31 protein-coding genes and 1 pseudogene are annotated in these 22246 nt (G+C 37.2%); 31 read left to right on the top strand and 1 reads right to left on the bottom strand.

Annotated elements, in window-relative coordinates; genetic code table 11:
• The first annotated feature begins 174 nt into the window (after positions 1 to 174).
• The 8 genes from LS68_RS01740 (at position 175) to LS68_RS01775 (ending at position 5224) form a co-directional block, all read left to right on the top strand.
• Positions 175 to 855, top strand: a complete 681-nt coding sequence (locus tag LS68_RS01740) for an HAD family hydrolase (RefSeq protein ID WP_034370316.1) — start codon at positions 175 to 177, stop codon at positions 853 to 855.
• An 87-nt stretch (positions 856 to 942) separates the two neighbouring features.
• Positions 943 to 1434 (top strand): transcription elongation factor GreA, encoded by a 492-nt coding sequence (gene greA / locus LS68_RS01745; protein ID WP_034370314.1) that lies wholly within the window; start codon positions 943 to 945, stop codon positions 1432 to 1434.
• Positions 1435 to 1469: 35 nt separating this feature from the next.
• Positions 1470 to 1940 (top strand): dUTP diphosphatase, encoded by a 471-nt coding sequence (gene dut / locus LS68_RS01750; RefSeq protein WP_034370313.1) that lies wholly within the window; start codon positions 1470 to 1472, stop codon positions 1938 to 1940.
• A gap of 23 nt (positions 1941 to 1963) precedes the next feature.
• Positions 1964 to 2575: a hypothetical protein gene (locus tag LS68_RS01755; protein WP_034370310.1), complete on the top strand. Its 612-nt coding sequence runs from the start codon at positions 1964 to 1966 to the stop codon at positions 2573 to 2575.
• A gap of 35 nt (positions 2576 to 2610) precedes the next feature.
• The gene (locus LS68_RS01760; RefSeq protein ID WP_034370307.1) at positions 2611 to 3621 is read left to right on the top strand and encodes a hypothetical protein; all 1011 of its coding nucleotides are present in this window, start codon (positions 2611 to 2613) and stop codon (positions 3619 to 3621) included.
• On the top strand, positions 3621 to 4241 hold the full coding sequence (locus tag LS68_RS01765; protein WP_138091080.1) for a type III pantothenate kinase: 621 nt from the start codon (positions 3621 to 3623) through the stop codon (positions 4239 to 4241). Before LS68_RS01760 ends, LS68_RS01765 begins: the two co-directional genes overlap by 1 nt.
• A 36-nt stretch (positions 4242 to 4277) precedes the next feature.
• Complete coding sequence (gene hisG, locus LS68_RS01770) at positions 4278 to 4886, top strand: ATP phosphoribosyltransferase (RefSeq protein WP_034370299.1); 609 nt, start codon at positions 4278 to 4280, stop codon at positions 4884 to 4886.
• Positions 4883 to 5224 (top strand): hypothetical protein, encoded by a 342-nt coding sequence (locus LS68_RS01775; RefSeq protein ID WP_034370296.1) that lies wholly within the window; start codon positions 4883 to 4885, stop codon positions 5222 to 5224. The genes hisG and LS68_RS01775 overlap by 4 nt, the downstream gene beginning before the upstream one ends.
• A 73-nt stretch (positions 5225 to 5297) precedes the next feature.
• Here the strand turns inward: LS68_RS01775 and LS68_RS01780 are convergent, their stop codons facing one another.
• Complete coding sequence (locus LS68_RS01780) at positions 5298 to 5921, bottom strand: SprT family zinc-dependent metalloprotease (RefSeq protein WP_034370293.1); 624 nt, start codon at positions 5919 to 5921, stop codon at positions 5298 to 5300.
• A 58-nt stretch (positions 5922 to 5979) separates the two neighbouring features.
• Here LS68_RS01780 and rplI point away from each other — a divergent pair, with 58 nt between their 5' ends.
• The 23 genes and pseudogenes from rplI (at position 5980) to rplX (ending at position 22245) form a co-directional block, all read left to right on the top strand.
• Positions 5980 to 6429, top strand: coding sequence for a 50S ribosomal protein L9 (gene rplI, locus LS68_RS01785; protein WP_034370290.1), 450 nt, complete (start codon positions 5980 to 5982; stop codon positions 6427 to 6429).
• Positions 6430 to 6432: 3 nt separating this feature from the next.
• The gene (hslV, locus tag LS68_RS01790; RefSeq protein WP_034370287.1) at positions 6433 to 6975 is read left to right on the top strand and encodes an ATP-dependent protease subunit HslV; all 543 of its coding nucleotides are present in this window, start codon (positions 6433 to 6435) and stop codon (positions 6973 to 6975) included.
• Between the two features lie 26 nt (positions 6976 to 7001).
• The gene (hslU, locus tag LS68_RS01795; RefSeq protein WP_034370284.1) at positions 7002 to 8336 is read left to right on the top strand and encodes an HslU--HslV peptidase ATPase subunit; all 1335 of its coding nucleotides are present in this window, start codon (positions 7002 to 7004) and stop codon (positions 8334 to 8336) included.
• A 12-nt stretch (positions 8337 to 8348) separates the two neighbouring features.
• Complete coding sequence (era, locus tag LS68_RS01800) at positions 8349 to 9248, top strand: GTPase Era (protein ID WP_199741459.1); 900 nt, start codon at positions 8349 to 8351, stop codon at positions 9246 to 9248.
• 23 nt (positions 9249 to 9271) lie between these two features.
• Positions 9272 to 10276 carry a L,D-transpeptidase family protein gene (locus LS68_RS01805; protein WP_034370281.1) on the top strand — a complete coding sequence of 335 codons (1005 nt, stop codon included), beginning with the start codon at positions 9272 to 9274 and terminating at the stop codon, positions 10274 to 10276.
• Between the two features lie 73 nt (positions 10277 to 10349).
• Positions 10350 to 13889 carry an acyl-[ACP]--phospholipid O-acyltransferase gene (locus LS68_RS01810; RefSeq protein WP_138090785.1) on the top strand — a complete coding sequence of 1180 codons (3540 nt, stop codon included), beginning with the start codon at positions 10350 to 10352 and terminating at the stop codon, positions 13887 to 13889.
• Positions 13890 to 13907: 18 nt separating this feature from the next.
• Positions 13908 to 14222, top strand: a complete 315-nt coding sequence (locus LS68_RS01815; RefSeq protein ID WP_138090789.1) for a hypothetical protein — start codon at positions 13908 to 13910, stop codon at positions 14220 to 14222.
• Entirely contained in the window at positions 14161 to 15036 is an 876-nt protein-coding gene (locus tag LS68_RS01820) for a beta-1,4-N-acetylgalactosaminyltransferase (protein ID WP_138090792.1), read from the top strand. Before LS68_RS01815 ends, LS68_RS01820 begins: the two co-directional genes overlap by 62 nt.
• 192 nt (positions 15037 to 15228) lie before the next feature.
• Positions 15229 to 15435, top strand: a complete 207-nt coding sequence (locus LS68_RS01825; protein ID WP_034372316.1) for a hypothetical protein — start codon at positions 15229 to 15231, stop codon at positions 15433 to 15435.
• Between the two features lie 15 nt (positions 15436 to 15450).
• Positions 15451 to 16215: a hypothetical protein gene (locus LS68_RS01830; protein WP_034372319.1), complete on the top strand. Its 765-nt coding sequence runs from the start codon at positions 15451 to 15453 to the stop codon at positions 16213 to 16215.
• A gap of 299 nt (positions 16216 to 16514) precedes the next feature.
• On the top strand, positions 16515 to 16826 hold the full coding sequence (gene rpsJ, locus LS68_RS01835; protein ID WP_034372322.1) for a 30S ribosomal protein S10: 312 nt from the start codon (positions 16515 to 16517) through the stop codon (positions 16824 to 16826).
• Positions 16827 to 16849: 23 nt separating this feature from the next.
• Positions 16850 to 17428: a 50S ribosomal protein L3 gene (gene rplC / locus LS68_RS01840; RefSeq protein ID WP_034372325.1), complete on the top strand. Its 579-nt coding sequence runs from the start codon at positions 16850 to 16852 to the stop codon at positions 17426 to 17428.
• An 11-nt stretch (positions 17429 to 17439) separates the two neighbouring features.
• A complete protein-coding gene (rplD, locus tag LS68_RS01845; RefSeq protein WP_034372328.1) occupies positions 17440 to 18063 on the top strand; it encodes a 50S ribosomal protein L4 in 624 nt (207 codons plus the stop codon).
• Positions 18064 to 18065: 2 nt separating this feature from the next.
• Positions 18066 to 18347: a 50S ribosomal protein L23 gene (locus tag LS68_RS01850; protein ID WP_034372331.1), complete on the top strand. Its 282-nt coding sequence runs from the start codon at positions 18066 to 18068 to the stop codon at positions 18345 to 18347.
• Positions 18348 to 18357: 10 nt separating this feature from the next.
• Positions 18358 to 19185, top strand: a complete 828-nt coding sequence (gene rplB / locus LS68_RS01855) for a 50S ribosomal protein L2 (protein ID WP_034372334.1) — start codon at positions 18358 to 18360, stop codon at positions 19183 to 19185.
• Positions 19186 to 19196: 11 nt separating this feature from the next.
• Positions 19197 to 19478, top strand: coding sequence for a 30S ribosomal protein S19 (rpsS, locus tag LS68_RS01860; protein ID WP_034372337.1), 282 nt, complete (start codon positions 19197 to 19199; stop codon positions 19476 to 19478).
• Positions 19479 to 19491: 13 nt separating this feature from the next.
• Positions 19492 to 19878, top strand: a pseudogene (gene rplV / locus LS68_RS09745) (50S ribosomal protein L22); the annotation flags it as partial.
• Positions 19879 to 20066: 188 nt separating this feature from the next.
• Complete coding sequence (gene rpsC / locus LS68_RS01870) at positions 20067 to 20774, top strand: 30S ribosomal protein S3 (protein ID WP_034372343.1); 708 nt, start codon at positions 20067 to 20069, stop codon at positions 20772 to 20774.
• A 3-nt stretch (positions 20775 to 20777) separates the two neighbouring features.
• Positions 20778 to 21203 carry a 50S ribosomal protein L16 gene (gene rplP, locus LS68_RS01875; RefSeq protein ID WP_034372347.1) on the top strand — a complete coding sequence of 142 codons (426 nt, stop codon included), beginning with the start codon at positions 20778 to 20780 and terminating at the stop codon, positions 21201 to 21203.
• A complete protein-coding gene (gene rpmC / locus LS68_RS01880) occupies positions 21190 to 21384 on the top strand; it encodes a 50S ribosomal protein L29 (protein WP_034372350.1) in 195 nt (64 codons plus the stop codon). The genes rplP and rpmC overlap by 14 nt, the downstream gene beginning before the upstream one ends.
• The gene (gene rpsQ / locus LS68_RS01885) at positions 21381 to 21647 is read left to right on the top strand and encodes a 30S ribosomal protein S17 (protein ID WP_034372354.1); all 267 of its coding nucleotides are present in this window, start codon (positions 21381 to 21383) and stop codon (positions 21645 to 21647) included. Before rpmC ends, rpsQ begins: the two co-directional genes overlap by 4 nt.
• On the top strand, positions 21644 to 22012 hold the full coding sequence (gene rplN / locus LS68_RS01890) for a 50S ribosomal protein L14 (RefSeq protein WP_034372357.1): 369 nt from the start codon (positions 21644 to 21646) through the stop codon (positions 22010 to 22012). The genes rpsQ and rplN overlap by 4 nt, the downstream gene beginning before the upstream one ends.
• On the top strand, positions 22009 to 22245 hold the full coding sequence (gene rplX / locus LS68_RS01895) for a 50S ribosomal protein L24 (RefSeq protein ID WP_138090795.1): 237 nt from the start codon (positions 22009 to 22011) through the stop codon (positions 22243 to 22245). Before rplN ends, rplX begins: the two co-directional genes overlap by 4 nt.
• Position 22246: the final 1 nt, after the last annotated feature.

Consider the following 22246-nt stretch of genomic DNA (forward strand, 5'->3'; position numbering starts at 1 on the left):
TGTGTGAATTATGAATTCATTCCCGATTTGATTAATTGATGATTATCAATTGAAGTCAAACTTTTATTTACCTTTTTTTAAAAACCAATATATTAATTAATATATATTTAGTCATAATTTTCTGTTGCAAAGGTTATAATTGCACTTTTATTGAATCTGCAAAGGTATGTATTTATGGGAGAAAAAAGCAAAAAAACAGGGATTATTTTATTTGATTTGGACGGGACATTGATTGATTCTACTGCTGCCATTTATGCGAGTTTTTGTGAGGCATTTGAGAGAATGGGAGAAAATCCGCCGTCTTTAGAATCTGTAAAATCATGTATAGGGCATACTTTAGAGGATATGTTTTTACAAAATAATGTGCCAAGTGGGCTTGTTAGTGAGTATGTGGAACATTATAGAAAACATTATCGCTTGATGATGGAGGAGGGCACAAAGCTTCTTGATGGCGTTAAAGATGCGATTGAAAGAGCGTATGAAATGGCATATTTGGGTGTAGTAACCACTAAGAGAGGAGATTTTTCTCGTATTTTACTTGATAGGTTTGGTGTGGGGAAATATTTTGATACGATGATTGGTATAGAATCTGTAGATTATCCCAAGCCAAATGCCCAGCCGATTCTTAAAGCAATCCATGCAATAGAATCTCAACACGGAATAATACAACCAGAGAGAATCTTTATGGTGGGGGATACACCTTTGGATTTGATTGCTGCAAAAAATGCCAAGATTCAGAGTGTGGGTGTATTGTGTGGGTATGGGAAAGCGACAGATATGCGAGATTTGACACCTTTTCTTTGTGAGCATGTGCTTGATGCTGTGGATTGCATCGCCCAAAGATTGAAAATTTAACCCTTTTGTTATGTTAGTTTGGTTATGATAGGCAAGATAAAATGCAGTTTGATAATAAATTGAGAATCAAAAATGGAGTAAGGTCTAATGATTAAAGAACCAATGACAAATTATGGGTATGAAAAATTGTGTGCAGAATTAAAGAATCTTAAAGAAGTAGAGCGTCCTAAAATTGTGGTAGAGATTGATGTAGCACGTAGTCATGGGGATTTGAAAGAAAATGCTGAATACCATGCAGCACGAGAAAAACAAGCATTTATTGAAGCGCGTATTAATGAATTAGGCGTAATGCTTGCCAATGCACAAGTAATTGACCCTTCGACTTTATCCCATGATAAAGTGAGCTTTGGTTCAAGTGTCAAAATACTTAATTTGGATACAGATAAAGAATTTATCTATACATTGGTAGGTTCAATGGAAAGCAATCCTTCCAAAGGGCTTATTTCTGTCTCTTCGCCTATCGCTAAATCATTAATTGGTAAATCTCAAGGCGATGAAATTACGATTGAACTCCCCAATGGTGAAAATGAATTTGAGATTCTTGAAGTATTTTATAAAGATATTGTTTTTGAAGATTGACAATTGGCATTGAGATTTAAGACAAGGGTAAATTGATGAAAATCAGAATTAAAAAACTTCATAAAGATGCTATTATCCCAACTTATCAAACACCACAAGCAGCAGGGTTTGATTTGCATGCTCTTGAGAGTAGTGTGATTAAAGCAGGGGAGAGGGCATTGGTCCAGACAGGATTAGCCTTTGAGATTGATGAGGGTTATGAAGTGCAGGTGCGCCCACGAAGTGGATTAGCCTTAAAGCATGGAATCAGTGTCTTAAACACACCCGGCACCGTCGATAGTGATTATCGTGGAGAAATTAAAGTGATATTAATCAATCATTCTTGTGAGGATTTTACGATTCAAAAAGGCGATAGAATCGCGCAGGGTGTTGTGTGTTTGGTGTATCAAGCAGAGTTTGAAGAAGTGCAAATATTGGCAGAAAGTGTGCGTGGTGAGGGTGGATTTGGTTCTTCAGGTTTGGCACAAGAAGGCGCGTATCATACCAAAAAAGCTGATAAAATATAAGATAATTTTTTAAGGAGAATAAAGTGAGTTTAAAACAGAATCTAAAAACTATTAAACAAGAATTTGACCAAGATGAAAAAATGCTTGAGAATGCGTTTCGATTGGAGATTCTTGCTAGACGTTATCGCCGTTATTTGATTGCGATAGCTGTGATTTTAGTCGCTATAGGAGTGTGGTATGGTGTGAGCCATTACTTGAAAGCACAACATACACATCAAGCGACTGCGGCATACGCCAAACTTCTTGAAGATTCTACCGATAGTGAGGCTCTTAAGGCATTAGAGAAAGCAAGTGTTGAGCTGTATGATTTATATCGTTATAGTAATGCAAATGAAGATGAGGTTTTTCAAAGTTTAACACATTCTAAAAACGAGCTTGTGCGGATTCTAGCGACTTATGAGTTGGCTTCTATTGAAGCAGGAAAGGCAGACAAAGAGGGTAAGCTTAATACGGCAAATCTTGATGCAACGCCTAACTATCCGTTAAAAGATTTTGCGCTTTTGCAAGAGGCATTTTTGCTTTTTAATCATCATCAAGCTCAAAATGCTAGAGATAAACTTTTATTAGTCTCGCAACCTTCGATTTTGCAGGAAGAAGTTGATAATTTAAGACATTATCAAATATTTGAAAAATAAACAGAGAATTATTGTATTTTGTATGAGGAATATCAATGAATAGATTGATTATATTGCGCAATGTGATGGTTGTATCAATATGTATAATGATATGGGGTTGTAGCTCTAAAAAGCATTTTGAGCCACCATTAGTGAGTGGAGAAATGGTTTTTGATGGGAAGCTTTCTAGTGCGATTGAAAGCACTTCAAGAGAGGGAGCAGTTTTAGCTGATCAAACATTGATCAGTTTTCAAGAAGGTATTACATCTCTTGTGTTGGAAAAAGATTATAAGTTTCTTTCACAAGATGAGCATTATTTTTTATTTCAAAAACAATGCAAAGATCTTTTGATTGTTGATGCAAATAATAAAAATATTCAGACCATTCCCTATGATCAATGTGTGCTTTCAGCGAGATTGCAAGGCGATAAGATTGCTATGGTGTTGATTGATAATACATTAGTGTATTATAATGTGAAAGATTCTCAAACGATTTTTTCACAAAAATATGCCCCTGTGATAGCGATTAATTCTTATCTTGCTTCGCCGTATATTTCTTCTGAATATATCGTTTATCCTGATTTAGAGGGTAAAGTGCTTGTGTATAGTATTGCTCAAAATAAAATCATTAAAGATATTTTAGTGAGCAGTGATAAATTTTTTAACAATGTGATTTATCTTTATACACAGAACAATTACCTTGTAGCAGCGACTTCTAAACGCGTAAGTGTGGTGATAGATAATAGAAGTTTTAAATACGATATTGATTTGCGTGATGTGTTGTTTTATAAAAATAATATCTATGTCTTGAGCATAGAAGGTGAGATTATCGAAATGGATCATACACTGAATCCTTTGCGCCGTGTAAAGCTACCTTTTGCTATTTTGAGTGGTATTGTGATACAGGATAATAAGCTTTATACGCTTGAAAAAGGTGGCTATGTGATTGAGCTTGATTTGGCGGATTTTGTGCCTAAAGTGTATAGAAGTAAGCTTAAAAAACATAAGGGTATGTTCTACAATCAAGATACGATCTTTTATGATAGGGTATTTAAAAGGTTTCAATGATGCTTTTATGTGATGTGGGCAATACTTTTTTGCATTTTTATCATAAAGGTAAGATTTGGAAAGAAAAGCCTTATGCTCTTACATCTAAAAGGGAGAGTCTTCCTATTTACTATATCAGCGTGAATGAACGCTATGAACGATGTCTTTTAGCTTCACACAGTCATTGTGTGAATATTGCTCCTTATATTGAGGTAGATACAAGCTATCAAGGGCTAGGCATAGATAGAAAAGCTGCTTGTAAGGCAATTGATGATGGGGTGATTATTGATGCGGGTAGTGCGATTACGATTGATGTGATGCAGCAAGGAATCCATATAGGGGGTTATATTATGCCCGGTTTGGGGGCGTATAAGATGATGTTTAAAGAGATTTCTAAAGTGCTTGATATTGAGATAGAGCCAGGTGTGGATCTTTCAAGGTTGCCTCAAAATACAAAAGACGCACTAAGCTTTGGAGCGATTAAAAGTATTATTTTGATGATTAAAAATACTTCACGCACAAAGAAGATTTATTTTACAGGAGGCGATGGGAAATTTTTCGCAAGGTTTTTTGAAAATGCAATCTATGACAATACCTTAGTTTTTAAGGGTATGCAAAGTGCGTTGTCAAAACATATTTAATAAGAAAGAATAAAATTCAAAAAAAGGAGGTGATAGATGATTAAGGTTGCATTGCCTAAGGGGCGTATAGCCAAAGAAAGTTTGGCATTGTTTGAAAAAGTGTATGCAAAAAAATTTGTGTTTGATGACCGAAAATTGATTTTACAACAAGATGATTTTATTTTTATGCTCGTGCGTAGTCAAGATGTGCCAACTTATGTGCATTATCAAGCTGCAGATATTGGAATCGTAGGACGCGATGTGATTGAAGAGCAGCAGGTTGATCTCGTGAAGTTGCTTGATTTAAAGATTGGCAAATGCAAGGTTGTTGTAGGTTCTCAAGAAGGCAAAGGCATTGATTATCAAAAGCCTCAAATAAAGATTGCCACAAAAATGCCAAATATTACGCGAAAGTATTTTGCGACTAAAGCCGTAGCAATTGAAGCCTTAAAACTTTATGGTTCAATTGAGCTTGCGCCATTGGTAGGGCTTAGTGATGGCATCGTGGATATTGTCGAGACGGGAGCTACGATGAAGCAAAATCATCTCAAGATTGATGAAGTGATTATGGAATCTAGTGCATTTTTGGTCGCAAATCAGCATAGTTTTTATGAGAAAAAAGCTTTGATTCTGGATATTTATCAAAAGTTACAGGAGGTGATATGAGAATCTTGTGCATACTCGCTTTTTTATGCTTGAATATCGCTTTGTGCAATGAATGGGTGATGTTTAGTGATGGTAAAGATACTTATATCTATAATGCTAAAAGCGGAGAAATTTATATTCGTCATTCAATGGGAAAAGCAAATTATGAAGATGTCTTTGTCAAAATGCCACGAGGAGCACAACCTAGTGAAATAAAAACTGGCAGATTCTCACAAAATAACACCTCAAATTCTTCTAATACATCTTTGTCTGTGAATACTGATAATGACAGAATCAAGCAAATGCAACTTGATGCGATTAAAAAATCTCAAGAAATGCTTAATAGTGCGCTTGAATGAAAGCAGAATTTTGCCTGCAAAAAATGGCAGATTCTGCAATGCAGATTCTTGACACTTGTAAAATATGCAGAATTTAGGAAAGCTTTTGCAACAGCTCTAAATAAAGTTTAGCCTCTTTGCGTAGTTGTGCGCGATAATCTTTAGCGTGCAGACAATGTTTGGTTACTAAATGCCAAAAGTCTTGCGAATGGTTTTTGTGATGAATATGCGCAAGCTCATGAATAATGACATAATCAATAAGATGATAAGGAGCAAACACAAGCATTAGTGAAAAAAATAAACGATTATCATAAGTGCAGCTTCCAAATTTTGAGCAGGCATTGGTGATTTTTATATGTTGAAAATCCAGATTCATTGTGTTGGCAAGCTCTTGAGTGCGAGGAGCAATGTAGGTGTATAAAAGCTCTTTAAAGGCATTTTTTTGGAGTGGATAAGATAATGTCGCAATATCTTGCCATTGTCCAAAGATGAGAATCTGATGAGTATGCAAGAGAATCTCATCAGATAGGTCTTGATGATTTTTAGAGATTTTAGCAAGCGTTTTGTCAATCCATTTTTGATGATACTCAATGAATGCTTGCGTGTGATAAGATGAGAAATGAAGAGGCACACTGACGATAATTTTTTGAGATGTTTTGATAGTGATGCGCGGATTTTTAATCGGTTTTTTGAAAATTTGTAAGGAGGGTTTTAACATAATATTGCCACTTTTAGTTATAATTTCGAGATTATAATCATAACAAAATGGAGAAAATATGAAAGTCCTACTTTTAGAAAATGTGCAAGGGCTTGGCAAGAAGGGTGAGATTGTAGAAGTCAAAGACGGCTATGGGCAAAATTTTCTGATTGCTAAGGGCAAGGCACAGCATGCAACGAATGAAGTGATTAACAAATATAAGGCTCAAGTCAGAAAACAGCAAGAGATTGAGGCATTAGAAATCGCCGAATTGCATCAAATGAAAAATGTCCTTGAGCAATTAATGCTCGTATTGCATAAAAAAGTGGGCGCAAATGATACGCTTTTTGGTTCAATCACAAAAGAAGAAATTGCCGCAGAGATTGAAAAACAAACCAAGATGAAGATTGATAAAAAACATCTTGAGATTCCCGTTGCGATAAAACATTTGGGTCAATTTCAAGTGCTTATTAAATTAGGACATGGTATTCATACAACCCTCAATGTGGAAGTAAAGGCGCAAGGATAGTAAATGTTTGAAGCAACAACGATTTTAGGCTACAAAGGCGAATATGAAGGCAAACCATACGCAGTGATTGGCGGCGATGGGCAAGTAACTTTTGGAAATTGTGTATTGAAAAATAATGCCACTAAAATCCGCACGCTTTATAATAATCACATTCTAAGCGGTTTTGCAGGTTCTACTGCCGATGCGTTTAGTCTTTTTGATATGTTTGAGCGCATTTTGGAAAGCAAAAAAGGCGATCTTGTCAAGAGTGTTTTGGATTTTAGCAAAGAATGGCGCAAAGATAAGTATTTAAGGAAGCTTGAAGCAATGATGATTGTCCTTAATAAGGAGCATATTTACATTTTAAGCGGGACAGGTGATGTGGTCGAGCCAGAAGACGGGAAAATCGCAGCCATTGGAAGTGGAGGAAATTATGCTTTGAGTGCAGCTAGGGCATTGGATCGTCATACAAATCTTCCTCCTAAAGATTTGGTCGAAAATTCTTTGCGTATTGCCGGAGAGATTTGTATTTACACAAATACGAATATTAAAATTTTAGAATTATGAGAATCTGATAAGGCGAAGGAAGTTTGATGAAAGAAAATATGACACCCAAACAAATTGTAGAGTATCTTGATAATTATATCATTGGGCAAAAAGAGGCAAAAAAGGCGGTTGCTATTGCTTTGCGTAATCGCTATCGCCGTATGAAGCTTGATAAGGAAGTGCAAGAAGAAATTACTCCCAAAAATATTTTAATGATAGGTTCAACTGGTGTGGGTAAAACAGAGATTGCTAGACGCATGGCAAAAATGATGGGATTGCCTTTTGTAAAAGTTGAGGCAAGTAAATACACTGAAGTTGGTTTTGTGGGACGCGATGTAGAATCTATGGTGAGGGATTTGGTCTTAGCAAGTGTGAATCTTGTCGAAAGTGAGCATCGGCAAAAGGCTCAAGCCCAAATTAACGATTATATTTTAGAGAAAATCACTCAAAAGCTTTTGCCACCTTTGCCTAGCGGCGTGAGCGAAGCGAAAAAAAACGAATACGAAATGAGTTTTGCCAAAATGAAACAAAAAGTGATTAAGGGAGAAGTTGATGACTTGATGATTGAGCTTGAAGTCAGCAAAAAGCCTTCTGTGAATCTGAATGATGACCATCTCACACCGGATATGATAAAAGTCCAAGAATCTATCTTTAAGGTGCTGAATGTTACAAATGATAAGATTAAAAAAGAAATTAGCGTCAAAGAGGCTAAAGAAGCACTTATGTATGAAGCGACAGAATCTGTGCTTGATGCAGAAAGCATTCGGAGTGAGGGGCTTAGACGCGCACAAGAAAATGGCGTGATTTTTATTGATGAAATTGATAAGGTTGCTGTAGGAAGCAAGGATAGCTCAAGGCAAGATCCGAGCAAAGAAGGTGTGCAAAGAGATTTACTTCCTATTGTTGAAGGGAGTGTGGTTAATACAAAATACGGACAAATCAAAACTGATTATATTTTATTTATTGCTGCAGGTGCTTTTCATTTTAGCAAACCAAGTGATTTGATTCCAGAGCTTCAGGGACGCTTTCCTTTGCGTGTAGAATTAAGCACACTTGATGAACAAAGCCTTTATGAGATTCTCACTCAAACAAAAAGTTCTCTTTTGCGTCAATATCAGCTTTTGATGCTTACAGAGGAAATCAAACTAGATTTTGATGATGATGCGGTGAGAGAGTTAGCGAGGCTTTCGCATAATGCAAATCAACGCACAGAAGACATTGGTGCAAGGAGGTTGCATACGACTATTGAGCGTGTATTAGAAGATGTCAGCTTTGATGTGGATCGATATAAAGGCAAGGAAGTAGTGATTACTGCCCAAATGGTGCGTGATTGCTTAGGGGATTTGGTTGAAAATGTTGATTTGGCACGTTATATTCTCTGATTGCTTTTACTAATGATACCCACAAAATCAGGCTTTATTGCGACATTGGGCAGACCCAATGCGGGTAAAAGCACACTGCTTAATTACCTTATAGGAGAAAATTTAGCTCTTGTTTCACACAAAGCTAATGCCACGCGCAAACAACTTCATCTTATCGTGCCTTATGAAGATGCGCATTGTAAGGCTCAAATGATTTTTGTCGATACGCCCGGAATCCACCATCAAGAAAAATTACTGAATCAATATATGCTTTCTCAAGCTCTTAAGGCAATGAGTGATTGTGATATGGCACTTTATCTTGCGCCTATCAGTGATGAAATTAAACATTATGAGGATTTTTTACAATTAGCACAAGGCGTGAAGCATCTTCTGATATTGACAAAGATTGATTTATACACTAAGGAGCAAGTGCTGCATAAAATAGCACAATATCAAGTTTTTCAAGATACTTTTCTTGAGCTTTTACCTATCAGTGTCAAAAGAGGTTTTGATAAGAATCAATTTCTTTCTTGTATTGCATCACATTTGCCCATATCGCCGTTTTTGTATGATGAGGAGATTCTGACTACGACTTCGACAAAAGAGATTTGTAAGGAAATGATCAGGGAGAGTTTGTTTGAGAATCTTAGTGATGAGATTCCCTATGAATCTGATGTGATTGTTACGCATTTTCATCAAATGCCACAATTAGACAAAATTTATGCGCGTATTATTGTCGAAAAACCCAGTCAAAAAGGTGTAGTCATCGGGCAAGATGCTCATACCATTAAGCGTATCGGTATTGCTGCGCGTAGAAAGATTGAGTTATTTACCCAAAAGCATATTTTTCTTAAGCTTGATGTGGAAGTCAGAAAGGGTTGGAGCAAGCAAAAGGATAAATTGAAAAAAATAGGGTATGATTTTACTTTGTGAAATACAAAAAAGGAGTTTCATCAATGAAGCATTTATTAGGCGTTGTATTTATCGCTTTATTAGTTAATGGTGCTTTGGCACTTGATTCGCAGTTGGTTTCTTTGGTCAATGAATATAAGAAAAATGGTATCAATGCGATTGAAGCGAAGTTGGAAGGTTATCTTTCGGATAAGGATTATTGGCAGGAAATACTAAAAAATACAGCTACAGATTATGGTTATTTTGAAGATTTGCAATATTTATTTGTATCAGACAAAAGTGCGCCCTCACTAAATCTGTATCAATTAAACGATTCTAAATTTACTGAAATTGGGCATTCATCAGCTTTGGTAGCAAAAGGAAAGGGCAATAAAAATCGTGAGGGGGATTTGACAACGCCCATTGGTTCTTATGACATTACTGCAAGGCTAACAGGGCTTGATCAATATTATGGTCCTTTAGCCTTTAGCACAAGTTATCCTAATGTCTATGATCAATCTCTTAGAAAGACGGGCGGAGGGATTTGGATACATGGTTTACCGCTTAATGGTAATCGAGAAGAGCTTAATACGCGCGGTTGTATCGCGATTGATAATGAGATTCTCAAAAAATATGACAAGGTTATTGATCATAAAAAAACAATGTTGATTACTTATGAGGGATCATTAAAGCCAGCAACAATTGAAGAGCTTGCTATTGTCTTAGCAAGTTTGTATCAATGGAAAAATGCTTGGCAACAAAGTGATTTAAAAACTTATCTTGCTTTTTATGATGAAAAAGATTTTTATCGCCCTGATGGTATGAGTTTCAAAGCATTTAGTAATCATAAGAAAAATATCTTTGCCAAAGGTGAAAGTAAGAATATACGCATTTCGCACATTAATGTTTCAGTCTATCCTAACGAATCTCATCGCAATATGTTTCGTATAAGCTTTATGCAGGATTATAAAGCCACGCTTAATGGAAAGACAAGCTTTTCTTCAGTGGGTAAAAAAGATATGTATGTTGTATTAGAAGGAAATCAAATCAAGATTCTTAGCGAAAAGTAATTTTAAGTATGCGTTATTGTAAAAGTATCTTCATACACCAAGTGCTTTGTTTATGCCAATGCAAGGGAGCAAGATGAAGCGACTTTGGAGCATTTATGGTTTTTTGCCTTTCATTTGTGTGGCATTTCTCAATGCTTTTGTCGATTTGGGACATAAAATCATCATTCAAAATACACTCTATAAGGTTTATGATGGTGCGGAACTCACACTTTTAAGCACACTTATTAATGCCCTTATTATTTTGCCTTTTGTGCTTCTTTTTACGCCTTCAGGATTCTTAGCTGACCGATTTCCAAAGAATCTTGTGATGCGTGTGAATGCTTGGGTGGCAGTTGTCATTACAATTTTTATTACATTGTGTTATTTTATGGGTTGGTTTTGGTGGGCATTTTGTCTTACTTTGCTGATGGCAGCTCAATCGGCAATTTATTCTCCTGCAAAATATGGCTATATCAGGGATTTGGTTGGTAAAGATATGCTTGCGTGGGGAAATGGAGCGATGCAAGCGACTGCTATTGTTGCGATTTTGGCAGGAATGAGCGTATTTTCTTTATTTTTTGAAGCTTTTTATGATTTTCATTATGTGGATTGGTCGCCTACTCAAAGTGAGATTCTGCAAAGTATCGCGCCTTTAGGTTTTTTATTGATTCTCTTTTCAGTCATTGAGCTTTTTTTGTGTTATCGTCTTCCTACATTTACGCAGGGTAACCCCCAAGCCTTTAATCGTCAAGATTATCTACGCGGCAAGATGCTCAAACAGAATCTCAAGATTCTCACAAGCCATCGAACAATTTGGTTTTGTGTGGTTGGTATTTGTGTGTTTTGGTCGATTTCTCAATTACTCTTAGCCTCTTTTCCTACCTATGCTAAATCAAACTTTAATGAGATGAATACCTTTAAGATTCAAATGGTGATTGGTTTCTCGGGGTTGGGTATTATTGTCGGTTCTGTCATTGCGGGAAGATTCTCAAAATACTACATTGAAACGGGGCTTATTCCTTTAGGGGCGACTTTGGTTTTTGTGATGAGTTTGCTTTTGATGAGCTTTGATAGTTTGATGCCTTATAGTGTGGTGTTTTTCTTATTTGGTATGGGTGGCGCACTCTTTATTATCCCGCTTAATGCGCTGATACAATTTCATGCTAAAGAAGAGCAGTTAGGCAGGGTATTGGCGGGTAATAATTTTGTCCAAAATATCGGAATGTTGTCTTTTTTGCTTATCGGCACTTTTGCTTCTTTGTTGCATTTGCCTGTAGAATATCTTTTTTATTTATGTATGATTGTTGCTTTTTGTGGGTTTGTGTATGTCATTTGGTTATTGCCTTTTTCTTTGGTCAGAATGCTTATCACACTTGCTTTTTTACAACGTTATCGTTTGAATGTCGAGGGTTTTGAAAATGTCCCAGAAAGTGGTGGGGTGCTTTTACTTGGGAATCATATCTCATTTATTGATTGGGCAATTGTGCAGCTTGCCTTGCCACGCAAAGTATATTTTGTAATGGAGCGGAGTTATTATAATCGTTGGTATATGCGCATTTTCCTTGACCTTGTTGGTGTGATTCCGGTTTCTCATGGTGCGAGTAAGGGGGCGTTAGAATCGATTCGCAAAAAACTCTTAGAGGGGCATATGGTGTGTTTGTTTCCCGAAGGGGCAATTTCACGGCATGGGCATCTTAATACCTTTAAAAGCGGTTTTGAGCTTGCACTTAAAGATTTGTCTTTAAGTGATGCGATTATTTTACCTTTTTATATTCGTGGTCTGTGGGGGAGCGCATTTTCGCGCAGCCATGAGTCGTTTATTCAAAGACGCAAAAGCTTTGCCAAACGCAGAGTTACGATTGCTTTTGGCGAACATTTGGAGATTCATTCAAGTAAAGAAAAAGTTAAAGCTAAAGTTTTTGAGCTTTCTTTCAAGGCATGGAAAGCTCATTGTGAATCTTTGCCTTCAATCCCTCGCGCATGGATTGATAGCGCAAAGAAATGGCGTGGCGAAACAGCAATTATCGATAGTATGAGCGGAGCAATGAGCTATACGCGAATGCTTGCAATCACAATGATACTTTCAAGAATTTTTGCTAAGCATCAGTCAAATCTTCCATTACGCTCATCATTTGATTTAGATTCTGATAAAAAGGCACATTGTTTTGAATGTGCGGGGATTCTCTTGCCGGCATCTTTAGCAAGTGTGTTATGTAATCTCTCGTTATCAATGACAGGAAAGGTGGTTGTGAATCTCAACTTTACCGCTGGGCAAAAGGCTATAGATATGGCAATAGAATCTGCAGCCATTCAGCATATTTATACTTCTAAGCAGTTTATGGCTAAACTTAAGGGCAAGGGAGTGGATTTGGTGTTTGCCCCAAATGTGGAGATTCACTATATGGAGGATTTGATTGATGAGGTGAAAGCACGCAAGTTTGTGCTTTTGTCTGCAATGCTTCAAGCAATGATTTGTCCGGCTTTTATCCTAAAATACCTTTATACGAAAAAACAAAACAATACTGATGTGGCAGCGATTTTATTTAGCAGCGGGAGTGAGGGCAAACCAAAGGGTGTGATGCTCTCTCATCTCAATATTATGAGTAATGTCTCACAAATTTCTGATGTAATCCATGCGCGTGATAATGATGTGATGCTTTCTTCTTTGCCACCATTTCATGCTTTTGGATTCACGGTAACGACTTTGATGCCTTTGCTAGAAGGTATGCTTTGTGTTACTTATCCTGACCCTACCGATGCGGTGGGGGTTGCTAAGGCAATTGCGAAAAACAAGGTAAGTATTATGTGTGCGACATCGACATTTTTAGGTATTTATGCGCGACATTCTAAACTTGATAAGGTAATGTTTGAGAGTTTGCGATTAGTCGTAGCGGGTGCGGAAAAGCTGAAAAAAGATGTGAGCGAGGCTTTTATGCTGAAATTTCACAAAAATATTTATGAGGGTTATGGAGCGACAGAAACCACACCTGTAGCAAGTGTGAATCTCCCTAGCGAGTTTGATGCACATCATTGGGAGTTGCATAAAGCGAGTAAAGAGGGCAGTGTGGGTATGCCTTTGCCCGGGAGTGCGATACGCATTGTCGAGCCAAACACTATGGAAGAGTTGCCTGTGGGTGAAGATGGTATGATACTTATCGGCGGACATCAAGTGATGCTTGGTTATCTTGATGATGAAGAAAAGACAAGAGAAGCTTTAATCAAACTTGATGGTATTGTGTGGTATAAAAGCGGCGATAAAGGGCATTTAGACGAAGATGGTTTTATTCATATTGTCGATAGGTATTCGCGATTTGCCAAAATTGGCGGTGAAATCGTGAGCCTTGGCGGTATTGAAGAAGAGGTGCAAAAACTCATTAAGACTTTAGAAATGAGCGAGAATCTCAAATATGTTGCAGTCGCTATCGAAGACAAGAAAAAGGGCGAAAGTGTGATACTTTTGGTGAGTGGGAGCGAGGAAGAGTGTCAAAGCCTTGAATCTGCGATAAAAGGCTCATCTATCCCTCCGCTTTTTAAGCCTGCTAAAGTGTTAAGAGTGGATTCTATCCCTGTGCTTGGCTCGGGGAAAGTTGATCTCAAAGGTGCGAAAGATTTGGCACAAAAAATGATAAATTGACAATAAGGAGTATGAATAATGCAAAAAGAGATGATGGAGTTTTATATAAAGCGTTTGGTTGTGAAAATCTTGTGTTGGTTTGTGCCAAAGAAAAAGTGGCGTTTAGCCTTGCGTAATCATTTGCGATTTGGTAAGCAGGTCGTGCTTTTGCAGGATACAGATTCGTATGTGCCAAAACCTGTGCTTGAGATGATGACAGAATCAAACCCTTCTTCTTTTCTTTCTTCTTATCAAGAGATTCTCCAACCCTTGCCTCTAGCACGCATTATCAATGCTAATAAATTATGCCCCCCCCCCCATTACACCGCTAGAAGTATTACAAAATCACGCTAAAAACGCGCATTTACATATCAAACATCAAGGGTATTTTCTTGCTGATGAAAATGCCAAAGACCCCTTTTCCCCGCGCAATCCATGGGCATATATCCGTGTGAGAAATGAAGCCCATACCTTAAGGGCATCTTTGTATTCGATTTTGCCTGCGATTCAGCGAGGTGTGATTGGCTATAATGATTGCGATGATGGGAGTGAGGAGATTATTTTAGAATTTTGTGAGAAATTCCCGAGTTTTATCCCTGTGAAATATCCCTATCATGTGGATATTTATAATCCTGAAAAAGAAGAGAATAAGTTTTATGCGTATTGTAATTATGTGCTGAGTGTGATTCCCAAAAATCAATGGCTTGTGAAAATCGATGTGGATCATATCTATGAGGCAAGCAAGCTTTTTAAGAGTTTTTACTTGCTTCAAAAGCCATGGGATATGTTGATTTGGAATCTTATTGATATATGTTATACAGAACAAGAAATATTGATTAATAAAAATACTCTTGTAAGCCATGAGCAGGGCGATCATTTTGTGCTAAAGAATTTTAGTTTTTATTTTGCGCAAGTAAGAGAATCTTGGAATGGTATAGATGATAGAATTGGATATTTTGAAACGCCAAAGCCTCACACTAATCACATTATATGCCCAGAAGTCAATAATTGGCATTTCCCTTACCAAAAAGATATTCGAAAAAAGGTTATTGATAAATACACTTGGATACCTTTAGAATCTTGGCAAAGCGAAGAAATTGGCACAAGGATAGATTCTAGCATGCTTACAAGCAAAGTGCTACATACTCTCGTAAAAGAATTTGAGTAGTTTTTATAAGTTTATTTTGCTCTTGTTTAGTATTTAATATTTTGATAATTAATATTATTAATAATATTTTAATTTTTTTTGCAATAAGATTGTAGAAGCTTTATTTTAGAATCAGGTCAAAATAAAGTAAGCTTAGTTTTAGGGTTAAGTCCATTAGATGCTAAAACACAAAATACTATAGAGCAGGCTGATATGGAGATGCTGTTTCATTCTCATGATGCGGCTGACTTTGCTCATCTTAATGTTATGCTTCTTAGTGATAAAGAAATGCAAAATACACAGGGTGAAGCTTGGTGGACACCTATTTTATATGGTGTTTTAAAGGGTGGTGCGATTTGGAGTTATAATTGTTTTATCAAAAAAAGTTGTAGGAATTGGAAAGTAGAGATAAAATTTTAAAAAAGGAGTAGCAAGATGCGTCAAATGATGATATTACTCTTCTTTTGTGTGATGTCTTGTGTGAAAGTTTTTGCTTATGTTTGTAATCATAGTGGCTATTGCGAAGACGGGCGCATTGGCATCGGAGCGCATTATAGCAATCTTGCTTCTCCTATTTCAAAAGCCTCTAGCACAGGCGGATACATCTCTATGTATGGAGGGTATTATTATAAGAGATTGTATGGGGCATTGGATTTTATAGGAGGGCTTACACGCCCGAGATTTAAGACAGATTCAGGCATATATAGGGATAATGCCTCCTATTTCTTTGCTTCTTCGGCGTTGCATCTTGGCGCGAGTTTTGGTAAAGACAATGCTTTTTTACTCTATCTTGTGCCAAGACTTGAAGTATATAGCTTTGGCGAAGATGATAGATTGGGGAAGTTTGCTGTTGCACACTTTGCCATAGGACCGCACATTCGCAATCGCTTTAGTTTAAGCGAAAAGCTAATCCTTGAAGCAGAATTAGGAGCGGAAGCCAACTCAAGACGATATATAGGTGAAAGCTTTAGCGATAAGAAAGGCTTTGATGGGAGTTATCGCCTCAATGCTTCTTTGGGTTTGTATTTTAAACGAGGCGGTGAATATAGCCGAAAAATTGATTTTTACACTAAATTAGGAGGTGTGTTTTATCATAACAAAGCGTATGTTCATAGCACCTCCGTTCTTCAACCTACGACTAGAGATTTTGCACTGATGCTTGAAGTCGGTATGACGCTTGAAAATCTCTTTCGTTTATGAGCTTCTATTTTAGAATCTATCACGATATGCGGTAGATTCTGTCTTCTTTACGATTCTCGCTCAATATTTTATGAACAAAGTGCTGCATACTTTTTGTAAAATAATTTGAGTATGTTTTTGAAAAATAGAATCTGTATGAATAAGAATCTCAAATCTATCCTTATAAAAAGGAAACTAAAAAATTAAAAAATCTCGAAAAATAGGCAAAGTGCTTGACTTTTTTTCTTAAATTTCATTATAATTAGCGGCTCAAAACATCAATATTATTGATGAGTTCTTTAATGAAATAAGGAAAAAATATGGAAAGAATACGACTTAGGCTCAAAGCTTATGATCATAGGGTTCTTGATAGATCAGTTGCATCTATTGTAGAAGCAGTTAAGAGGACAGGTTCAGAAATTAGAGGTCCAGTGCCGCTCCCAACGAAAAAGAAACGATACACGGTGTTGAGGTCTCCTCATATCAATAAAGATTCACGCGAGCAATTTGAGATTCGTGTGCATCATCGTATTATTGATATTATTTCGGCAACCCCTGATACCGTAGATAGCCTTATGAAACTTGATTTAGCTCCTGAAGTAGATGTCGAAGTAATGTCTATGAGCAAGTAAAGTAAGGTAAAAAGGATTCAAGTATGGAATTTATAGTAGAAAAAATTGGTATGAGCCGAACAATAGGCGTTAAAAGTGAGGCAGTTACTTTACTCAAGGTTTTGGGAGCAAAAGTTTGCGAATTGCAAGAAAATGGCAAGGGTTTAGTAGCGTATGCTCAAGGCAAAACAATGAATAAAGCAATTGCTGGGAATCAAAAGAAATATAATCTTAGTAAAGAGTTTAATCGATTTGCAACGCTTAAGGTTAGCAATAAAGAATTAGGCGATTTGGATATGAGTGTTTTGAATGAAGCAAAAAAGGTAAAAGTAAGCTTCAAGACAAAAGGACGAGGATTCAGCGGTGCGATGAAACGATGGAATTTTCAAGGTGGTCCCGGAGCTCATGGGAGTAGATTTCACAGAAGACTAGGTTCTATTGGTAATCGTGAATGGCCCGGACGTGTGCAACCGGGTAAAAAAATGGCAGGACACTATGGGAATGAGCTTGTAAGCGTTAAAAATAGCGTGATGTCCTTTGATCAAGAGAGTGCTATTTTAGTGCTTAAAGGGTCAATTGCTGGATATAATGGCGCATTGGGTCGTATTCAAATTATAAAATAAGGTAAAATAGAATGAGTAAAGCAATCGTATTGGATAATAAGCTCAAAAAAGTCAGTGAGCTTGCATTGCCCCAAAGATATATGCAAATCAAAGAACATAATTTGTATTTGTATGTAAAGTCTTACTTAGCCTCTTTGCGTGCAAATAATGCAGAGGCAAAAAAGCGTGGAGAAGTAAGTGGCGGTGGCAAGAAACCTTGGAATCAAAAAGGCGGAGGACGAGCACGAGCAGGTAGTATCACTTCACCTGTTTTTGTAGGCGGTGGAGTTTCTCATGGACCTAGCAATAATAGAAACTATATCCTCAAAATCAACAAAAAACAAAAACGACTTGCACTAGAATACGCACTTTTGCAAAAAGCAAATGATAATAAGCTTTTTGTTGTTGATTCTGTAGCGGTTTCTAGTGGTAAGACAAAAGATGCGTATGCAATGTTTAAAGCTATTCAACAAAAGAATGTTTTATTTGTTGCACAAATGAGTGATGAGCCAACTTTCTTGGCTTTTAGAAACTTGCAACAATGTTATTTGATTGATTCTAATGAGCTTAATGCGTATTTGGTCGCAAATTATCGTGCTGTCGTGATTGAAAAAGCAGTATTAGATGAAATCATTGCGTGTGATAAGGGGGAATGAAAATGGCAGATATTACAGATATTAAATCAATCCTCTATACTGAAAAATCTTTGTCTCTTCAAGAAAGTGGTGTGTTGGTCGTTCAAACAGCAAGCCATGTGAGTAAAAATCAACTTAAAGAGATTTTCAAAGAATATTTTGGCATTACTCCTGTAAAGATTAATTCTCTTAAACAAGAAGGTAAGGTTAAAAGGTTTCGAGGTAAAGTCGGGCAAAGGGCTTCATTCAAGAAGTTTTATGTCAGGATTCCAGAGGGCGCAAAAATTGATGCGCTGTCAGTATAAGGAGTGAATGATGGCAATAAAAACATATAAACCCTATACGCCAAGCCGAAGATTTATGAGCAATCTTAGCTCAAATGATATTACAGGCAAGGCAAGTGTGCGAAGTTTGCTTGTCAAGCTTCCAGTAACTGCAGGGAGAAATAATAACGGACGCATTACGAGCCGACACAAAGAGGGTGGAGCAAAAAAACTCTATCGAATCATTGATTTTAAGCGCAATAAATTTAATATTGAGGGGCGTATTGCTGCAATCGAATACGATCCTTATAGAAATTGTCGCATTGCGCTTGTGCATTATAGTGATGGAGAAAAACGTTATATTATCCAACCAAGTGGGCTAAAAGTCGGAGATTTGGTAATGTCTGCAGAATCTGGATTGGATATTAAAACAGGTTTTGCTATGAAACTTAAAAGCATTCCTATCGGAACAATTGTTCATAATATTGAGATGCACCCCGGAGCAGGCGGGCAACTTGCAAGAAGTGCAGGTGCAAGTGCTCAAATCATGGGTCGCGAAGGGAAATATATCATTCTTCGAATGCCTAGCGGGGAAATGCGGTATATTCTTGAAGAATGTATGGCAAGTATTGGGGTTGTAGGCAATGAAGATTTTGCTAATATTTCTATTGGAAAAGCAGGACGCAATCGTCATCGTGGTATTCGTCCGCAGACACGTGGTAGTGCTATGAACCCTGTAGATCACCCTCATGGTGGTGGTGAAGGAAAAACAGGTTCAAGCGGACATCCTGTTTCACCTTGGGGTATACCAGCAAAAGGCTTCAAGACACGCAAGAAGAAAGCGAGTGATCGATTGATCATCTCAAGAAAGAAAAAATAAGGAAAGCAGATATGGCAAGATCAATTAAAAAAGGTCCATTTATTGATGATTATTTATTTAAGAAGGTAACCAAAGCAAGAGAGAGCAAGGATAATAAGCCTATCAAAACATGGTCAAGACGAAGCACTATTCTTCCTGATATGATTGGAATGACTTTTAATGTTCATAATGGACGAGCATTTGTGCCTGTGTATATTACAGAAAACCATGTGGGTTACAAGCTTGGCGAATTTGCTCCAACACGCACTTTTAAAGGACATAAGGGCAGTGTCCAAAAGAAAATTGGTAAATAATAAAGGAGCATAGATGAGTAAAGCATTATTGAGGTATATTAGATTATCTCCGACCAAAGCACGTCTTATTGCTAGAGAAGTGCAAGGAATGAGTGCAGAGCTTGCTATTGCGAGTTTGGAATTTACACCCAACAAAGCGGCAAGAGTTATTTCAAAAGTGATAGCTTCTGCGGTAGCTAATGGTGGCTATGATGCGCAAGATGTGATTGTTACTTCTTGCAGGGTAGATGCAGGACCAGTGCTTCGCCGTTTTATGCCTCGTGCTAAAGGACGAGCTACTCCTATCAGAAAACCTACTGCACATATCTTAGTCGAGGTAGGAACGCAGAAATCAACTAAGTCATCTGTTCAAACACAAGCTAAAACTAAAACAAGTGCCAAATCTAGCAAGACTTCTGAATCTAATGTTTCGGAGGCTAAATCAAATAAAAGCACAGCTAAGTTTTCAGCTTCAAAGACTAAGGATACTTCAAAGAATGCTCAATCTGAAGTAAAGTCGTCTAAGGCAGTAAAAGCAGATTCTGGGACTAAGAGTGCTAGCAAAAAGGTAACGACAAAGAAAAAAAATGAAGGTGAGGAAAAATAACAATGGGTCAAAAAGTCAATCCAATAGGTCTTAGATTAGGCATTAACAGAAATTGGTCTTCGCGATGGTTTTCTGTGTCTCAAACGACCCCTTCAAATATTCTTGAAGATCATAAGATTCGTAAGTTTCTTAAGCGTGAAATGTATTATGCGGGTGTGAGTGAGATTGTTATTGAGCGTGCTGCAAACAAGATTCGCGTTACCGTGGTAGCTTCTCGTCCGGGTTTGATTATTGGTAAAAAAGGTGTTGATATTGATAAACATAAAGAATCATTAAAAAAACTTCTTCAAAAAGAAGTATTTATCAATATCAAAGAGGCAAAACGTCCTCAAGCGAATGCTCAACTTGCTGCAGAAAATATTGCGACACAACTTGAAAAGCGTGTTGCTTTTAGACGTGCTATGAAAAAGGTTATGCAGGCTGCGATGAAATCAGGCGCAAAGGGTGTTAAAGTTAAAGTTTCTGGACGTTTGGCTGGTGCTGAAATGGCTCGGACAGAATGGTATATGGAAGGAAGAGTTCCTCTTCATACTTTACGCGCAAAGATAGATTATGGTTTTGCAGAAGCAATGACGACATATGGTATCATTGGCGTGAAAGTGTGGATTTTTAAGGGTGAGGTTTTGCATAAGGGTATTCAACCTGAAAAAAAAGAAGAGAATAAATCTGATAAAGAGACTCGAAGTAAATCACGAAGAGGGAGGCAGTAAATTATGTTAATGCCAAAGAAAACAAAATATAGAAAGCAGATGAAAGGACGCAATCGTGGTAAATCTTTCCGCGGTTCGTTATTAGCTTTTGGTAATATTGGTATCAAAGCAATTGAGCATGGACGCATTGATTCGCGTCAAATAGAATCTGCTCGTATTGCGATGACACGACATATCAAAAGAGCGGGTAAAGTGTGGATTCGAGTATTTCCTGATAAGCCCTTGACTGCTAAGCCACTTGCAACGAGAATGGGTAAAGGTAAAGGTGGTGTAGAGAAATGGGTGATGAATATCAAGCCGGGTCGTATGATTTACGAAATGGCAGGTATTGATGAAGCATTAGCGCGTGAAGCTTTAACCTTGGCGCAAAGTAAGCTCCCATTCAAAACAAAAATCATAACGAGCGAGAGTGAAAATGAAATTTATTGATTTGAAAGATAAGGATGTTGCTGAATTACAAAAAATGTTGAAAGAAAAGAAGTCGTTGCTTTTTGAAAAAAGATTGCAACTTAAAACAATGCAGCTGACTAATCCTAGCGAAATTAAAGTGATTCGTAAGGATATCGCTCGTATTAATACAGCCTTAAGTGCGAAAAAGGATTCAGAATGAGTGAAAAACAAGCACATAAAAGAGTCATACAAGGTAAAGTAATTAGCAAGGCAGGCGATAAAAGTGTGGTAATACTTGTGGAGCGTAAGGTTGTGCATCCTAAATATCGCAAAATTGTTAAACGTTTTAAGAAATATACCATTCATGATGAAAATCATACATCAAAGATTGGCGATGTGGTTAGTGCGATTGAATGTAAACCTATTTCAAAAACTAAAGCTTTTAGATTGAAAGAAATCGTTACTGCAGGGGTGGAATTATGATACAAAGTTTTACAAGATTAAGCGTTGCGGATAATAGTGGCGCGAAAGAAATTATGTGTATTAAAATATTGGGTGGAAGCCACAGAAGATACGCTCATGTTGGTGATGTTATCGTTGCTTCAGTAAAAAAGGCTATTCCTAATGGAAAAGTTAAAAAAGGGCAAGTGGTGAAAGCAGTTGTCGTGCGAACGACTAAAGAGATTCATAGAGAAAATGGCTCTTTGGTGCGTTTTGATGATAATGCAGCGGTGATTTTGGACGCAAAAAGAGAGCCTATAGGTACAAGAATCTTTGGTCCAGTCAGTAGAGAAGTGCGATACGCAAATTTTATGAAAATAGTATCGTTAGCTCCGGAGGTGTTATAGTGGGAAAGTTCAAAATTAAAAAAGGTGATACCGTAAAGGTAATTGCTGGAGATGATAAAGGCACAAGTGGTAAAGTTCTGCAAGTTTTGCCGAAAAAATCGCAAGTCATTGTAGAAGGTTGTAAAATTGCAAAAAAGGCAATTAAGGCAAGTGAAAAAAATCCAAAGGGTGGATTTATAACTAAAGAAATGCCAATGAGTATTTCTAATGTTAAGAAAGTGGAAGGAGAATAGT

Origin of the sequence: Helicobacter sp. MIT 05-5293, assembly GCF_000765665.2 — a bacterium.
In the GTDB taxonomy this organism is placed as follows: domain Bacteria; phylum Campylobacterota; class Campylobacteria; order Campylobacterales; family Helicobacteraceae; genus Helicobacter_C.